This window comes from Mycoplana rhizolycopersici (assembly GCF_013378445.1).
GTDB lineage: Bacteria > Pseudomonadota > Alphaproteobacteria > Rhizobiales > Rhizobiaceae > Mycoplana > Mycoplana rhizolycopersici.
Genome location: NZ_JABXYK010000001.1, coordinates 548,180 through 564,467 on the forward strand (window position 1 = coordinate 548,180; position 16,288 = coordinate 564,467).

12 protein-coding genes are annotated in these 16,288 nt (G+C 64.8%); 8 read left to right on the forward strand and 4 right to left on the reverse strand.

Translation table 11 applies throughout. The annotated features are described in order from the left end of the window. Positions 1-176 precede the first annotated feature (176 nt). The 7 genes from hslV to HV823_RS02480 all read left to right on the forward strand — a co-directional run bounded on the left by hslV (position 177) and on the right by HV823_RS02480 (position 9,635). The gene (hslV, locus tag HV823_RS02450; RefSeq protein ID WP_176948148.1) at positions 177-737 is read left to right on the forward strand and encodes an ATP-dependent protease subunit HslV; all 561 of its coding nucleotides are present in this window, start codon (positions 177-179) and stop codon (positions 735-737) included. Positions 738-740: 3 nt separating this feature from the next. Next, positions 741-1,226 carry a GNAT family N-acetyltransferase gene (locus HV823_RS02455; protein ID WP_343051706.1) on the forward strand — a complete coding sequence of 162 codons (486 nt, stop codon included), beginning with the start codon at positions 741-743 and terminating at the stop codon, positions 1,224-1,226. Positions 1,227-1,233: 7 nt separating this feature from the next. Continuing rightward, positions 1,234-2,541 (forward strand): ATP-dependent protease ATPase subunit HslU, encoded by a 1,308-nt coding sequence (hslU, locus tag HV823_RS02460; protein ID WP_176948150.1) that lies wholly within the window; start codon positions 1,234-1,236, stop codon positions 2,539-2,541. Between the two features lie 155 nt (positions 2,542-2,696). Further along, positions 2,697-3,683 carry a DUF1402 family protein gene (locus HV823_RS02465; protein WP_176948151.1) on the forward strand — a complete coding sequence of 329 codons (987 nt, stop codon included), beginning with the start codon at positions 2,697-2,699 and terminating at the stop codon, positions 3,681-3,683. Between the two features lie 64 nt (positions 3,684-3,747). Next, positions 3,748-5,148: a cytochrome P450 gene (locus HV823_RS02470; RefSeq protein WP_176948152.1), complete on the forward strand. Its 1,401-nt coding sequence runs from the start codon at positions 3,748-3,750 to the stop codon at positions 5,146-5,148. 183 nt (positions 5,149-5,331) lie between these two features. Continuing rightward, positions 5,332-7,338 (forward strand): hydantoinase/oxoprolinase N-terminal domain-containing protein, encoded by a 2,007-nt coding sequence (locus HV823_RS02475; protein WP_176948153.1) that lies wholly within the window; start codon positions 5,332-5,334, stop codon positions 7,336-7,338. A gap of 125 nt (positions 7,339-7,463) precedes the next feature. After that, on the forward strand, positions 7,464-9,635 hold the full coding sequence (locus tag HV823_RS02480; RefSeq protein WP_176948154.1) for a malate synthase G: 2,172 nt from the start codon (positions 7,464-7,466) through the stop codon (positions 9,633-9,635). A gap of 127 nt (positions 9,636-9,762) precedes the next feature. On the opposite strand, the gene HV823_RS02485 is transcribed toward HV823_RS02480, so the two are convergent. Continuing rightward, entirely contained in the window at positions 9,763-10,431 is a 669-nt protein-coding gene (locus tag HV823_RS02485) for a L,D-transpeptidase (protein ID WP_176948155.1), read from the reverse strand. Positions 10,432-10,664: 233 nt separating this feature from the next. Here HV823_RS02485 and HV823_RS02490 point away from each other — a divergent pair, with 233 nt between their 5' ends. Continuing rightward, complete coding sequence (locus tag HV823_RS02490) at positions 10,665-11,186, forward strand: MmcB family DNA repair protein (protein WP_176948156.1); 522 nt, start codon at positions 10,665-10,667, stop codon at positions 11,184-11,186. A gap of 133 nt (positions 11,187-11,319) precedes the next feature. Here HV823_RS02490 and HV823_RS02495 read toward each other — a convergent pair whose 3' ends face one another. The 3 genes from HV823_RS02495 to hrpB all read right to left on the reverse strand — a co-directional run bounded on the left by HV823_RS02495 (position 11,320) and on the right by hrpB (position 15,829). After that, the gene (locus tag HV823_RS02495; RefSeq protein WP_176948157.1) at positions 11,320-11,907 is read right to left on the reverse strand and encodes an ActR/PrrA/RegA family redox response regulator transcription factor; all 588 of its coding nucleotides are present in this window, start codon (positions 11,905-11,907) and stop codon (positions 11,320-11,322) included. Between the two features lie 71 nt (positions 11,908-11,978). Then, positions 11,979-13,295, reverse strand: coding sequence for an ActS/PrrB/RegB family redox-sensitive histidine kinase (locus HV823_RS02500; protein WP_176948158.1), 1,317 nt, complete (start codon positions 13,293-13,295; stop codon positions 11,979-11,981). 71 nt (positions 13,296-13,366) lie between these two features. Continuing rightward, a complete protein-coding gene (gene hrpB / locus HV823_RS02505; protein WP_176948188.1) occupies positions 13,367-15,829 on the reverse strand; it encodes an ATP-dependent helicase HrpB in 2,463 nt (820 codons plus the stop codon). Positions 15,830-16,288: the final 459 nt, after the last annotated feature.

The following is a 16,288-nucleotide window of genomic DNA, read 5'->3' on the forward strand; positions in this document are numbered from 1 at the left end:
CGTCCCCATATCAGGCGCACGGGCAAAATGCCAGCATTCCCGGATCGCTTGCCTTGCCGCTTTCGGTGCCGATTGCAATCGGCATTTCGCCCCCTACATAGGAAGCGAGTGAGCCGGCCCATCTCGGGCGGCGCGCGCCCGGCTTCGGCGGGTGCGGATTATTCAGGTGTATTCATATGAGTGAACACGATCCCTACGGAACGATGCACGCCACCACGATCATCACGGTGCGCAAGGACGGCAAGGTGGTCATTGCGGGCGATGGCCAGGTGAGCCTCGGCCAGACGGTCATGAAGGGCAATGCGCGCAAGGTACGCAGGCTCGGCAAGGGCGATGTCATCGCCGGTTTTGCAGGGGCGACGGCGGACGCCTTCACCCTTCTCGAAAGGCTCGAGGAAAAGCTCGAGCAGTACCCCGACCAACTGATGCGGGCTGCGGTCGAGCTCGCCAAGGACTGGCGAACCAACAAGTATCTGCGCAATCTGGAGGCTATGATGCTTGTCGCCGACAAGAACATCACGCTGGCAATCACGGGTAACGGCGACGTACTGGAGCCGGAGCACGGCACGCTCGCGATCGGGTCCGGCGGCAACTACGCATTCGCGGCCGCACGCGCTTTGATGGACAGCGACAAGTCGGCCGAGGAAGTTGCGCGCCGAGCGATGCAGATCGCCGGCGATATCTGCGTCTACACCAATCACAACGTGGTGGTGGAGACGCTGGATGCCGAGCGCTAGGAGGTGATCGCCTTCCAGCCGGTCACGGAGGCGGACATGCCGCTGCTCCTGCGCTGGCTGGGAGAGCCGCATGTGCGGCGATGGTGGGGTGAGCCGGAAACGGAGGCAGCAGGGATCAGAGATCATTTCGGCGATCCCACGGTTGAGCCTTATCTGGTTTTTCTCGATGGCCGGCCGATCGGTTATCTCCAGAGCTATTTGGTCGACGGACCCGGGCATCCCTATGGAGACCAGCCGGCAGGAACGGTCGGCATCGACCAGTTCATCGGCGAACCTTCGCTCATCGGAAAGGGCCTCGGGCCGCAAATGATTGAAGCCTTTGTCACAGGGCTTTTCGAACAGGGGGTCCGGCGGGTCGTCATCGATCCGCACCCCGATAACAGGCGGGCGATCCGGGCTTACGAGAAGGCGGGTTTCCACGCATTCGATGAACGACGCACAGAGGACGGACCGGCGCTGATGATGGCTCGGGACCGTCGCCGAAAGTGAGAGCGAGATGAGTAATTTTTCCCCCCGAGAGATCGTTTCCGAACTGGACCGCTACATCATCGGCCAGAAGGACGCCAAGCGCGCCGTCGCGATCGCCCTGCGCAACCGCTGGCGTCGCCAGCAGCTCGGTGACGACCTGCGCGACGAGGTGATGCCGAAGAACATCCTGATGATCGGCCCGACGGGCGTCGGCAAGACGGAGATTTCTCGCCGCCTGGCCAAGCTCGCCGGCGCGCCTTTCGTGAAGGTCGAGGCCACCAAGTTCACCGAGGTCGGCTATGTCGGCCGTGATGTCGAACAGATCGTGCGCGACCTCGTCGAGGTCGGTATCGGCCTCGTGCGTGAGAAGAAGCGCGCCGAGGTCGTCGCCAAGGCGCATCTGAATGCCGAGGAGCGGGTGCTCGATGCGCTGGTTGGCGCCACCGCCTCGCCAGCCACGCGCGACAGCTTCCGCAAGAAGCTGCGCAACAACGAGCTGGATGACAAGGAAATCGAGGTCGACATCGCCGACAGCAGTTCGGGCATGCCCGGCTTCGAGATCCCGGGCATGCCCGGCGCCAATGTCGGCGTCCTCAACCTTTCCGAAATGTTCGGCAAGGCGATGGGCGGTCGCACCAAGAAGGTCAAGACGACGGTCAAGGACTCTTACAAGCTCCTGATCGACGACGAGTCCGACAAGCTGATCGACAACGAGCAGATCCAGCGCGAGGCTGTGCGTTCTGTCGAGAACGACGGCATCGTCTTCCTGGACGAGATCGACAAGATCGCAGCCCGTGATGGCGGCATCGGTGCGGGCGTGTCGCGCGAAGGCGTGCAGCGCGACCTGTTGCCGCTCGTAGAAGGAACGACCGTGGCGACGAAGTACGGGCCGGTGAAGACCGACCACATTCTCTTCATCGCCTCCGGTGCCTTCCACGTGTCAAAGCCCTCGGATCTGCTGCCGGAGCTGCAGGGCCGTCTGCCGATCCGCGTCGAGCTCCGCGCCCTGACGAAGGAAGACTTCCGCCGGATCCTGACGGAGACGGAGGCGAGCCTGATCCGCCAGTACAAGGCGCTGATGGAAACCGAGCAGGTTTCGCTCGACTTCACCGAGGACGCGCTCGACGCGCTCGCCGATGTCGCCGTCCAGCTGAACGCCAGTGTCGAGAATATCGGCGCGCGGCGCCTGCAGACGGTGATGGAGCGGGTCCTCGACGAGATCTCGTTCGAGGCGCCGGATTCGGCCGGCAGCACCGTGTCGATCGACGCCGAATACGTGCGCAAGCACGTCGGTGCGCTGGCGTCCAACACCGACCTGTCCCGCTATATCCTCTGACAGCGCGGCCGGCGGCCAGCCCGCCGGTCCCGCGATTTTGATCGCCGTCTCCTCGACACGCGCCGCGCTTCGCTCTAGAAACGCGGCGTTTTCGTGCGTCCGTGCGGCATCATTCCGACACGATTGGCCTGCATGGGTGCCGCGAAAATCAACATATGCTGGAAGTGACCCTGTCCGAAGGTCGGAGAAACCGGATCGTGCGACATCTGCTGACATTGCTTGCCATTGCCACCACCCTTCTTGCCGCAGCACCCGCTTCGGCGATGGAAGTGGTGCCGCCCGGCAATCGCAATGCCGAGCAGCCGGACGTGCCCGGCGCTTCGGTTCGCCGCACGAAGGCCGGCAAGACGAGCTTCGACGCCAAGTACGACAAGGTGCGCGACCTTTTGGCCAGCGACCGCGAACTCGTCTCCAAGATCAAGTCGGTGGCGGCACAATATGGCATCGCCCCGATCCACATGGTCGGCGCGATCGTCGGTGAGCATACCTACAACGTCGACGCCTACGATCGTCTCCAGAGCTACTACATCAAGGCCGCGTCCTATGCCGGCGACAGCTTTCGCTTCGCCTACAATGGCGAGCGCGTGGACACGTTCGTAGATCGTCCCGAGTTTTCGGCCTGCGAGGGCAAGAAGGGCTCCTATGCGGTCTGGTCGTGCCGCGAATCCGTCTGGAGCCGCCAGTTCAAGGGCAAGACCGTCGGGGGCGTCGCTTATCCGAACAACCGTTTCAGCGCCGTGTTCTTCCAGCCCTTCTATGCCGGCCAGACGTTCGGCCTCGGCCAGATCAATCCGCTTACGGCGCTGATGCTGACGGATGCCGTCGTACGTGTTTCGGGCTACGAGCGGCTGGACGAAAAGGATGCAGCTGGCGTCTACCAGGCGATCATGGACCCGGATATCTCGCTGGCCTACATGGCAGCATCGATCCGCCATTCGATCGATGTCTACAAGCAGCTTGCCGACGTCGATATCTCCAGGAATCCGGGTATCACGGCAACGCTCTACAACGTCGGCAACCCCGATGCGCGCGCCGCGGATTTCGCCCGGCGCCGGGCCGAGGGCACTTCTCCCTGGCCGGAGGAAAACTATTACGGCTGGCTCGTGAACGACAAGCTGGCCGAATTGCAGGGGCTGCTCTAGTCTAGAATGAATGCGGGTGGAGATCTCCGCCCGAGCGAGAATGTGTAACGTGCGAGGGAGCGCCATGGATATGCGACCGCAGCCGTTCGAACCCCCGGCACCGCTCCCACGGACCGTGCCGCCGTCGCGGCTGGAAATCATCCGCACGATCCTGCGTAATCCGCTCGAACTCTGGGGCGAGCCGTCCTATACGCTGCCCTGGATCGAGACGCGCTTCTTTCGCGAACACACGCTGATCGTCAACGACCCCGGCCTGATAAGGCATGTCCTGGTCGACAACGCCCAGAACTATCGGATGGGCGACGTGCGCCAGCTGGTTCTGCGCCCGATCCTGCGTGATGGTCTGCTGACGGCGGAAGGGGCTGTCTGGAAGCGCTCGCGCAAGGCGGTTGCGCCGATCTTCACCCCTCGCCACGCTCGCGGCTTCGCCGGCCAGATGCTGGGCCAGTCCGAACTTTACGCTGCGAAATATGTGGACGCGGGCAGGGACGGCACGGTCTTCGACATCGCCAACGACATGACCGAGCTGACGTTCGCCATTCTCGCAGACACGCTTTTTTCCGGCGAGATCGTCTCTTCGAGCGGAAACTTTGCCGACGACGTCAACGCGCTGCTGCATCGGATGGGCCGGGTCGATCCGTTCGATCTCTTGAAGGCGCCTTCCTGGGTGCCGCGCCTGACGCGGATCGGTGGCCAGAAGGTCCTGGAGAAATTCCGGTTAATCGTCCGCAACACCATGAACCTCCGGCTGGAGCGCATGCGCGCCGAGCCCGACGCAGCACCGCGGGATTTCCTCACGCTGCTTCTGCAGCAGGCGGGCCCCGACGGGCTTACCAACGAGGAGATCGAGGACAACATACTGACGTTCATCGGCGCCGGGCATGAGACGACGGCCCGCGCGCTTGCCTGGACGCTCTACTGCGTGGCCAACGTGCCGCATGCGCGCGCGGCTATGGAGGAGGAAGTCGATCGGGTGATGGCGTCCGGCGCCGAGCCCGTCGAATGGCTGGAGCTGATGCCCTGGACGCGCGCCGCCTTCGAGGAGGCGCTCCGGCTTTATCCGCCGGCCCCCTCGATCAATCGCGCCGCGATCGCGGCGGATCGCTGGACCAGCCCGGGCGGAGAGATCGTCGAGATCCCGGCAGGGATCACCGTTCTCATCATGCCCTGGACGCTGCATCGCCACGAGCTTTATTGGGACAAGCCGCGCGCCTTCGTTCCCGAGCGCTTTCTTCCGGAGAACCGCGACCGCATCGACCGCTTCCAGTTCCTCCCCTTCGGTGCCGGCCCGCGCATCTGCATCGGCGCCACCTTTGCGCTTCAGGAAGCCGTCATCGCGCTGGCGGTGCTGATGAGCCGCTATCGATTCGACCTGACGCCGCAGACCCGACCGTGGCCGGTGCAGCGCCTGACCACCCAGCCGGCCGGGGGACTCCCCATGACGGTCACCGCCCGCGCCGCCTGAATTATCGCCACCGATCGTTTCGATCCGATCTGGCGGCGATGCGGCGCGGGCCGGTCCGGTCAATCAATTCTCGGTGCAGCCTGTCGCGCGCGGAGCTGTGGCAATCCCGGCCAAGATGCAATAACACCTTCGGCAACCTTATTTGGCGTGTCTGCAGGGCACGCGGCAATCCGGGTGGATCACGTGGCGGACCATTTGTTACTCGGCATCGATACCGGCGGAACCTATACCGATGCGGTCCTCTTCAGCGAGGAGAGCGGCGTCGTGGCGAAGGCCAAGGCGCTGACGACGCGGCACGACCTGGTGGTCGGCATATCCGGGGCGGTCGAGGCGGTGCTGGAGCAGGCGAAGGCGCCCGTCTCCGCCATCAGCCTCGTGTCGCTGTCAACGACGCTTGCCACCAATGCGCTTGTCGAGGGGCAGGGGGGCCGTGCCGGCCTGGTCATGATCGGATTCGGGCCGGAGGACTTGAAGCGCGACGGGCTCGGCGAGGCGCTCGGCAACGACCCTGTCCTGTTCCTGCCCGGCGGCCACAACGTGCATGGACACGAAACCCCGCTCGACATGTCGCCACTCGATGCGGCGTTGCCGAATCTGGCGCAGAGTGTTTCCTCCTTTGCGGTCGCCGGTTATTTCGCCGTGCGCAATCCCGCCCACGAACAGCGCGTGCGCGACCGGATCCGGGAGGTCTCGCATCTGCCCGTGACCTGCAGCCACGAACTTTCCTCCAAGCTCGGCGGTCCGCGGCGGGCACTGACCACGCTGCTGAATGCGCGGCTGGTCTCGATGATCGACCGCCTCATCGGCGCCTGCGAGGGCTATCTGGACCGGCGCGGTATCCATGTGCCGATGATGGTCGTGCGCGGCGACGGCGCGCTGATTTCGGCGGCCGAGGCGAGGCTGCGGCCGATCGAGACGATCCTCTCCGGACCGGCGGCGAGCCTTGTCGGCGCCCGCCACCTGACCGGTATGGACGACGCAGTGGTCTCCGACATCGGCGGCACGACCACCGACGTGGCGATACTGGACAAGGGGCGCCCGCGGCTCGACGCCGAGGGGGCGGTTGTCGGGGGCTACCGCACCATGGTCGAGGCGGTCGCCATGCGGACCTACGGCCTCGGCGGCGATTCCGAAGTGCGCATCAACGACCGCGGCCTGACCGCCCGGCTCGATCTCGGCCCGCGGCGCTTCCTGCCCCTCAGCCTTGCGTCCACGCTTCACGGCGACGTCGTTCGCACTGCGCTGGAACGACAGCTCCGGGCATCGCATGTCGGGCGGTACGACGGTCGTTTTGCCGTGCGCACCGGCCTGCCGGACCACCTTGCGAGCGGCTTGCAGTCGCAGGAGCAGGCACTCTACGACCGCATAACCGGCGTGCCGCTGCCGCTGGACCAGCTCCTGGCCAGCACATTGCAGAAGGCGACCCTCGACCGGCTCGTCGGTCGCGGTCTCGTGCATATCAGCGCAATTACGCCATCGGACGCCATGCATGTCCTCGGCCGACAGGACCAGTGGGACCGCGAGGCAGCCCGGCTGGGGCTCGAGTTAGCGGCTCGGGCGAAGGACGGGTCGGGCAGGCCCATCGCGGATTCGGCCGAACGGTTGGCGCGCATGATCGTCGACCGGCTGGCGCGGCAGTCCTGCGACGCCATCATGGGCGCTTGCCTTGCCGAGGACGGGGTAGGCGCGATTGACCCGGCAGAATCCTTACCCGTCGACCGCGCCCTGCTGCGTCGACCGGGGATCGTCCAGTTCCGCATCCATCTCGATCGCCCGCTGATCGGCCTCGGCGCTTCCGCGCCGGTCTACTATCCGGCCATCGCGAACATGCTCGACACCGAGCAGGCCATCCCGTTCGACGCCGACGTGGCCAACGCGATCGGTGCCGTCGTCGGCCAGGTGCGGGCAAGCGCGACCGTCTTCGTCACGGTGCCGGAAGAGGGCATCTTCATTGTCGGCGGATCGGGCGAAAGCGTGCGGCTGCTGGCGGAGGAGGAGGCCTTCTCGCTGGCGCGCGAACGCGCGATCGGCGCGGCCCTGCATGCGGCGCACCTCAGCGGTGCCGATGAACCCGCCGTGACCCTGGCAGAATTGATCGAGGCGCCGGAGATCGAGGGCCAGCGAAAACTGGTGGAAGCGCGCTTCACCGCGACGGCGACGGGGCGCCCTAGGATCGCTATCGATCAATAGCCGGCGATTTGTTCTCTGGCGGAATAAATTCTTTGTACCATTGCTGAATTGACTGGCAATGAAAGCTTGCAGAAAGTGGCAGCATCACGGACCTGAACGTCCTCGCAGCCGCGGAGCGCATCACGATGAATTACACCGAGAAGAACGGGCTTTCCTACGACAACGAGTTGCTGGAGTTCCTCGTCAGGGAAGCCCTGCCAGGCACCGGCGTCGATGCCGATGCTTATTTCGCAGCCTTTGCCTCGATCGTTACGGAGCTTGCGCCGGAGAACCGCGCCCTTCTTGAAAAGCGCGACGGGCTGCAGGCGAAGCTGGACGATTGGTACAAGAAGAACGGCGCCCCGGTAGACCTTGCTGCCTATGAAGCCTATCTGCGCGAGATCGGATACATCGTACCCGAAGGCTCGGACTTCGCCGTGACGACCGCCAATGTCGATCCGGAGATTTCTACTGTTGCGGGGCCGCAGCTCGTCGTTCCCGTCATGAATGCCCGATATGCGCTGAACGCGGCCAATGCCCGCTGGGGCTCGCTCTACGATGCGCTGTACGGAACCGACGCCATTGCGGAGGACGACGGGGCTGCGCGCGGCAAGGGGTACAATCCCAAGCGCGGCGAGAAGGTGATCGCCTGGGTACGCGGTTTCCTCGACGATAGCGTGCCGCTCGTCGGCGCACTGTGGAGCGAGGCGAGGTCTTTCAGCGTCAGGAACGGTGCGCTGCAGGTTGTCGTATCCGATGGCGAGGCCGTGGGTCTGAAATCGCCCGAAAAGTTCGCCGGCTATCTTGGGGAAGCTGCGGCGCCGACCGCGATCCTGCTCCGCAATAACGGCCTTCACATCGAGATCGTCATCGATCCCATGACCGAAATCGGCGGCGGCGATTCCGCGCACGTCTCCGATGTCCGCATCGAGGCGGCGCTGACGACGATCATGGACTGCGAGGATTCTGTCGCCGCGGTCGATGCAGCCGACAAGGTCGTCGTCTATCGGAACTGGCTGGGTCTCATGAAGGCAGACCTGGAAGAGCAGGTCGAGAAGGCGGGGAAGACCTTCACCCGCAAGCTCCATGCCGATGCGTCCTATACCGCGCCGGACGGCTCGACCATCACCTTGCCCGGCCGTTCGCTGATGCTGGTGCGCAATGTCGGCCACCTGATGACCAATCCGGCGATCCTCGACGCAGAGGGGAACGAAGTCCCCGAAGGAATCATGGATGCGCTGGTCACGGCGCTGATCGCGCTGCACGACGTCGGCCCGAACGGTCGCCGCAAGAATTCCCGCGCCGGCTCGATCTATATCGTCAAGCCGAAGATGCACGGCCCGGAAGAGGTCGCCTTTGCCAGCAAGATCTTCGGTCTCGTCGAGCAAGCGCTCGGAATGGCGCCGAACACGATCAAGATGGGCATCATGGACGAGGAGCGGCGCACGACCGTCAACCTCAAGGAGGCGATCAGGGCTGCGAAGGACCGGGTCTTCTTTATCAATACCGGCTTCCTCGACCGGACCGGCGATGAGATCCATACCTCGATGGAGGCTGGCCCGATGATCCGCAAGGGCGACATGAAGCAGTCCGCCTGGATCGGCGCCTACGAAAACGCCAACGTCGATATTGGTCTGGAATGCGGCCTTTCCGGCCACGCGCAGATCGGCAAGGGCATGTGGGCGATGCCGGACCTGATGGCGGCGATGCTCGAGCAGAAGATCGGCCACCCGAAAGCCGGCGCCAACACCGCCTGGGTGCCGTCGCCGACGGCGGCGACGCTGCATGCGACGCACTACCACCGAGTCTCGGTGGCCGCCCTGCAGGCAGCGCTGAAAAGCCGCCCCCGCGCCAAGCTCTCCGATATCCTGTCGGTACCTGTCGCGACGCGCCCGAACTGGACGGCAGACGAGATCCAGAAGGAACTCGACAACAATGCCCAGGGTATCCTCGGCTATGTCGTGCGCTGGGTCGATCAGGGCGTCGGCTGCTCCAAGGTCCCGGACATCAACAATGTCGGCCTGATGGAAGACCGTGCCACCCTGCGCATCTCCGCCCAGCACATGGCGAACTGGCTGCACCACGGCGTGGTGACCCAGGCGCAGATCGTAGAGACGATGAAGCGGATGGCTGCAATCGTCGACGCCCAGAACGCCGGCGACCCGCTCTATACGCCGATGGCGACGGACTTCGACGGTTCCATCGCGTTCCAGGCGGCCTGCGAGCTGGTGCTGAAGGGACGCGAGCAGCCGAACGGCTATACCGAACCGGTCCTGCATCGCCGCCGTCGCGAACTCAAGGCTGCCCGCGCCCGCTGATCGGCATCCTGATCGCCGGTCTGAGCGTGTCTCGATCACCTGGCCGGGCTCCAGCCTGCTGCCACACAAATGAAGAAAGCCGCCGGGAGACCGGCGGCTTTCTTCCTCTTTGCTGGTGGCTTTAAGCTTACTGCTGGACGACGACGCGCGCGCCCTTGCCGGGACGAACCCGCGAATAAAGGTCGATGATGTCCTGGTTCATCAGACGGATGCAGCCCGAGGAGGCAGCCGTACCGATGGAGCTCCACTCCGGCGTGCCGTGCAGGCGGAACAGCGTATCCTGGCCCTTGGCGTTGAAGAGGTAGAGGGCGCGGGCGCCGAGCGGGTTGGTCAGGCCCGGCTGCATGCCTTCCTTTACATACTTTGCCACTTCAGGTTTGCGCTGGGCCATTTCTTCCGGCGGATGCCACATCGGCCATTCCTGCTTCCAGGCGATATAGGCCTCGCCTTCCCATGCGAAACCCTGCTTGCCGACACCGATGCCGTAGCGCACGGCCTTGCCGCCGGGCAGCACGAAATAGAGGAAGCGGGTCGGCGTGTTGACCACGATCGTGCCCGGCTTCTGGTCGGTCTTATAATCGACAATCTGGCGGTGATACTTCGGATCGACGCGCTGGATCGGAATGGCCGGCAGTGCGTAGCCGTGATCCTCGACCGAGCCGTATTCGGAGGTGAAGATCTGGTTGGTGGCCACCTTCTCGCCGATGATCGGCGTGGACGTGGGAACGGAAGAACAACCGGCAAGCGTCGCGGACGCTGCAAGGCCGCATAGAAAAAGGGCAGTGCGGAGGCGCATCTAATTCTCTTCGACTCGGGAGGTGGCGTGCCGGTCATTCCGGACGTCTGCAACCACGTTTATTTTCCTTCGCCGGCGCATTGCAAGTGGGTCGGCGGTTCTGCGCGGTTGCGCAGAAGCAAAAAGGCGGCGGCTTGCTTTTTTGCAACATTTCCCGATGCCGCAGGCGGTTGCGGTTCCTTTTCCGGAAAGCTGATAAGGTGGCGCGATCGCGTCCACCTGGAGATTCGACGATGACGATCCTGTCGCTGCACAATGACAATCCGCTCCTCGACGGACGGCAGTCGGAGCGTGCCATGATGGTGCGGCGCGGCGTGCAACGCCTGTTCAGCGAACTCAGTCATGCGGTGCTGGCGGAACTGACTCTGGCGAGCGGCAGGCGGGCCGACCTGATCAGCCTTTCGCCTAAGGGCGAGATCTGGATCATCGAGATCAAGACGTCGATCGAGGATTTCCGCGTCGACAGGAAATGGCCCGACTATCGGCTGCACTGCGACCGGCTCTTCTTCGCCACGCACAGGGGCGTTCCGCTGGACATTTTTCCGGAAGACTGCGGTCTCATCGTCTCCGACGGCTACGGCGCCCACATCCTGCGCGAGGCGCCGGAACACAAGCTTGCGCCGCCGACCCGGAAGTCCGTGACCTTCTCCTTCGCAAGGGTTGCGGCAGGCCGCCTGCTTCAGGCCGAGTTGCTGACCGACAAGGCGGGGGAGGGCTCGGAGATGGCCGCCATCGTTTCCGGCGCCCGCGACTGACTTCACAGCGCTTGTGTCGCCCAAAGCATGGCGCGCAAAAGTGTGCCGCGGTTTTGCAGAACGACATGCGCGAAAACAAAGACCTAACGCGGCAAAGCCGCAGCCTGCCGGCTTCCTGCATCAGGAATGTCTCTTACTTCGGTGCCCGCTTGGCCAGGATGCGCTGAAGCGTGCGCCTGTGCATGTTCAGCCGGCGTGCCGTCTCCGACACGTTGCGTTCGCACATTTCGTAAACCCGCTGGATATGCTCCCAGCGGACCCGGTCCGCCGACATCGGGTTTTCGGGTAGCTCCGCCTTTTCGCCGGGCTTTTGCGTCAGCGCGGCGAAGATGTCGTCGGCGTCCGCCGGCTTGGCCAGATAGTCCACGGCTCCGAGTTTGACGGCGTTCACGGCCGTTGCGATGTTGCCGTAACCGGTGAGCATGATGATGCGGGTGTCGTCGCGGCGCTGCCTGATGGCGGCAATCACGTCGAGGCCGCTGCCGTCGCCGAGCCGCAGATCGATGACGGCATATTTGGGCGGCGTGTTTTTGGCCTTTGCAATGCCTTCGGCAACCGATTCGGCGATATCGACGACGAAGCCGCGTGTTTCCATGGCGCGTGCCAGGCGGCGCAGGAACGGGCCGTCGTCATCGACCAGCAGAAGCGATGGATCCGCGCCGATATAGTCGGCATCACTAAATCCGGGATCGGTTTGAGTGGCATCGGTGTTGTCGGCCATCTTGCAATTCCGCGCTGTATTTCCTGCTTTCAGATGAATTTCTTATGACCGCTCGAGCGCGGCGGGTAAAGTCAAATCGAAAGATTGATGTCCATCCGATGCCGCGGCCATTCGACCTCCACCCGGGCGCCGGGCACGCCGTTCTGGCGGTTGCCGAAGGTCAGGCGCGCCCCGGAGCGCTCGAGCAGGGTCTTGGCGATGAACAGGCCGAGGCCAAGGCCGCCGGCGCGATCGTCCCGCTGCCGCTTCGTCACATAGGGCTCGCCGATCCGCAGCAGGATGTCCGGCGCATAGCCGTCTCCGTCGTCTTCGATCACGATCTTCACCTTCTCGGCGTTGTGGCTGGCGGTGACCCGCACCTCCGACCTCGCATGGTCGACCGCGTTCTCCAGCAGGTTGCCAAGCCCATAGAGGATGCCCGCGTTGCGCTGGCCGATCGGCTCGCCGTCGCGCTCGTTTTCCTCGTTCAGGGTTAGTTTGATGCCGAACTCGCGATGCGGCGCCATCACCTCTTCCAGCAGGGAGGAAAGCGGCAGATGGCGCATGTGCGCCTCGTCCTCGGCAGAAAGCGTCGTCAGCCGGCGAAGGATATCGCGGCATCGCTCGCTCTGGCTGCGCAGCAGCTGTACGTCCTCGCCGAAGCGGGGGTCCTTGCCGAGTTCGCGCTCCATTTCCTTGGCGACGACGCTGATGGTGGCGAGTGGAGTTCCCAGTTCGTGCGCCGCCGCCGCCGCGAGCCCGTCCAGCTGGGACAGGTGCTTTTCGCGCTGGAGCACCAGTTCCGTCGCCGCCAGCGCATCCGAAAGCTCGGAGGCCTCCAGCGAAACGCGGTAGGAATAGAAAGCGGCGAAGCCGGTGGTGGAGCAGATGGCGAACCACACGCCTGCGATCAGGATCGGCGGCATGACGAGGATCGAGCCCGAATACCACGGCAGCGGAAAGGGGGTGAAGGCGAGCGCGGTGATCCCCGCCACGGCAAGGATGCCGAGCGCCATGCTGTGGCGGATCGGCTGGGCCGACGACGAGATAATCACCGGGACACAGACCAGCGGCGCGAAGGGGTTCGCGAGCCCGCCGGTGATGAAAAGCAGCGCCATCAGCTGGCTGAGGTCGAAACCGAGCAGCACGAGCGAGGCGGCCGGCGTCAGCCTGTGCGCCGGTGGATAACGGAACGTCAGATAGAAGTTCGCTGCGGCCAACAGCGCGATCAGCACGCAGCAGGCAGCGAAGGGCAAGGGAAAGCCGAGCCAGAATGCGACGACGATGACCGCGATGGATTGGCCAACCACCGCAAGCCACCTGAGCCGGATCAGTGTTTCCAGCCGCAATTGCCGGCTATGGCTGATCTCGGTGATGTCGTGGTACGTCGGTATGGTCTTTCCGGCCATCGGGACTCCTGATGCTTGCGTCTTGCCTGCGGCTGCGCGTCTGCGCCAGCCGGCCACTTTCCCGCAGTTCGTCATGTACCACGTGGCTTCGCTCGTGTCGTCGGGGCGGCGTTGGCGGGATCCTCCGGCCAGGGATGGCGCGGATAGCGGCCTCTCATTTCGGCACGCACGTCCTTCCACGAGCCCGCCCAGAAACCGGGAAGATCGCGGGTCGTCTGGATCGGCCGGTGCGCCGGCGAAAGAAGCTCCAGCAGGAGCGGCAAACGGCCGCCGGCGAGGGCGGGATGCGCGCGCAGCCCGTACAGCTCCTGGACGCGGATCGGCAGGGTCGGCTCGTTTCCGTCGTATCGGATCGGATGGCGCTGGCCCGTCGGGGCCTCGAAGTGGGTGGGAACGAGCCGATCGAGGTCCCGCTGCAACTCGTAGGGGACCAGCCCCATCAGCCCTTCCGAAAGGCTTGCCGGCGTGACGTCGTCGAGCCCGCGCGTCTGCTCCTGGAAGGGTGTGAACCATTCGTCCAGGCGGGAGAGCAGCGCCTCGTCGCCCATGTCCGGCCAGGGAGCGCCGACGCTGCGGTGAAGGAAGCCGATCCGCTCGCGCAGCTGGCCGCCGGACCTGGAAAACGGCAGGGCCTGCAGCCCCAACTGCCGAACGCCCTCGGCGAGCGCGCGCGCGGCGTTCGCTCCTGTCGGCCGCGGCAGGGGCGTTTCCTCGAATATGATGGCGCCAAGGCGCGTGACGCGGCGCGCGCGCACCTGGCGGCTTTCGGGATCGAACAGGCACTGGTCCTCGCGCACGATGCTGTCGGCCATTTCCGCCTCGACATCCGCCCGGCTCACCGCGGCGGCAGCGAGGATCCGCTGTCTGCCTGCCTGGCCGGTCAGGTCCGCCACGACCAGCATGGGGCTTGCAGCAAGGCCTTCTGTCTCGGGAAGTTCCGCGCCCCGTCCGTTCGCCATGACGAACCGGCCACGCCCGCCCCTTTGCAGCGCGATACGGTCCGGGAAAGCGTGCATCAGCAAAGCGCCGGGCTGAACCGCTGCCGCCGCAGCCTTCCCTCCCGCCGCCGCTGCCATGCGGCCGGCCAGCCGGCACGAGGCTTCGGCCCGCTCGCCGCGTTCGCTCTTGAAGCGCCGCAGCCGCTCCTCGAGATCGATGGAAGGCCCACCCAGGCCCTGTTCGGTCAGGAGGACCGCCAGCAACGCCGCCTCCAGTGCAGCATTGTCCCGGGCGGCATGGATGACCATCGCCGCCAGTCGCGGCGGCAGCGCCATCGAACGCATCCGCCTTCCGATCGCCGTGAGGCTAGCGGAGGCGTCGATCGCCCCGAGGAGGCGCAGCAGTGTGCGCGCCTCCTCGAGACTGGCCGGGGGCGGCTGGTCGATCAGCCCGAGGCTCGATGGATCCGTCACGCCCCATTGCGCCAGGTCGAGCACGAAGCCGGAGAGGTCGCTGGCAAGAATCTGCGGCGGCGTGAAGGCGGGGAGTGCCGCCGTCTGCCCGGCATGCCACAGGCGAATGGCAATGCCGGGTTCGGTCCGGCCCGCGCGGCCGGCGCGCTGCTCGGCAGACGCGCGCGAGACCCGCACCGTCTCGAGCCGGGTGATGCCGGTCGACGCCTCGAACACCGGAAGGCGCTGCAGGCCGCTGTCGATCACCACGCGCACGCCGTCGATGGTGATCGACGTTTCCGCAATCGAGGTAGCGAGCACGATCTTGCGTCGGCCCGGCGCTGTCGGACGGATGGCCTCGTCCTGTTCCTTCTGCGTCAGGTTGCCATAGAGTGGCATCAGTGCCGTGTTCTCGTCGAAGCGTCCTACGAGACGTTCCATCGTTCTGCGGATCTCGGCCTGTCCCGGCAGGAAGGCAAGGATCGATCCGGTTTCACCCGAATGGGCCTCGCGGATCGCGCGCGCCATCGTGTCCTCGATCCGCTCCCCTGCCGGGCGGTCGGCGTGGCGAACATCGATCGGAAAACTTCGTCCCGCGCTTTCAATCACAGGCGCGTGCATCAGGCGTGAGACGCGGTCGACATCGAGGGTTGCCGACATCACCACGATGCGCAGGTCCTCGCGCAATGCCGACTGCGCGTCCAGCGCCAGCGCCAGTCCGAGATCGGCGTCAAGCGAGCGTTCGTGAAACTCGTCGAAGAGGACCGCAGCGATGCCCGAAAGTTCCGGATCCTCGATGATCATGCGCGCAAACACGCCTTCGGTCACGACTTCGATGCGCGTGCGGGCCGAGATCCGGCTTTCCAGCCGCATCCGGTACCCTACGGTGTCCCCGATGTTCTCACCCAGCAGCTCCGCCATCCGTCCGGCTGCCGCCCGTGCCGCCAGCCGGCGCGGTTCCAGCAGGATGATGCGGCCGTCGCTGCCGCGCCACGGGGCATTCAGGAGGTGCAGCGGCACGAGCGTGGTCTTGCCGGCCCCGGGCGGCGCCGCCAGTATGGCACGGTTGCCGTCCACAAGCGCCTGGGAGAGTTGCGGCAGCACCTCGCTGACCGGGAGCCTCGGCAATGCCCCTGGTGAAATGCGAGTCGCGCCAGTGAAGCTGGGCTCGCTCACTGCACGGGCCTCCTCGCATACGCGCGCATAGGCATGCAGGCGATCTCGCTGGCATATCGTCGGGCAGCCATGCCGTCTCCGTTGTTCACGTCTACTGCAGCTTCAATAGCCTGCTGTCCGGGTTGGCGAAAGCGTCCGCAGGCCTGTCCGGGGCAGGCCTGCCCGCCATGGTTGATCCGTTTTCCATTTTGAAGCCGAATGCAATTCTCGATTGTCCGAAAAGGTACCCCTTGCGGCATGACTAACAATTTTCCCTGTAAGATCAGTCTGTTATGAGAAATATCATTTTTCTCGAAATCGGCTGTTGACTTGTTTTGTGTTGGGCCGTAGAAACCGCCTCACCAACGAGGGCGGCGGCGCTGCTGGCGACCGACGAACTCGCTCTAAGGTTCTTCTAGGAGATGCGGGCACATTGAAGCCGACAGG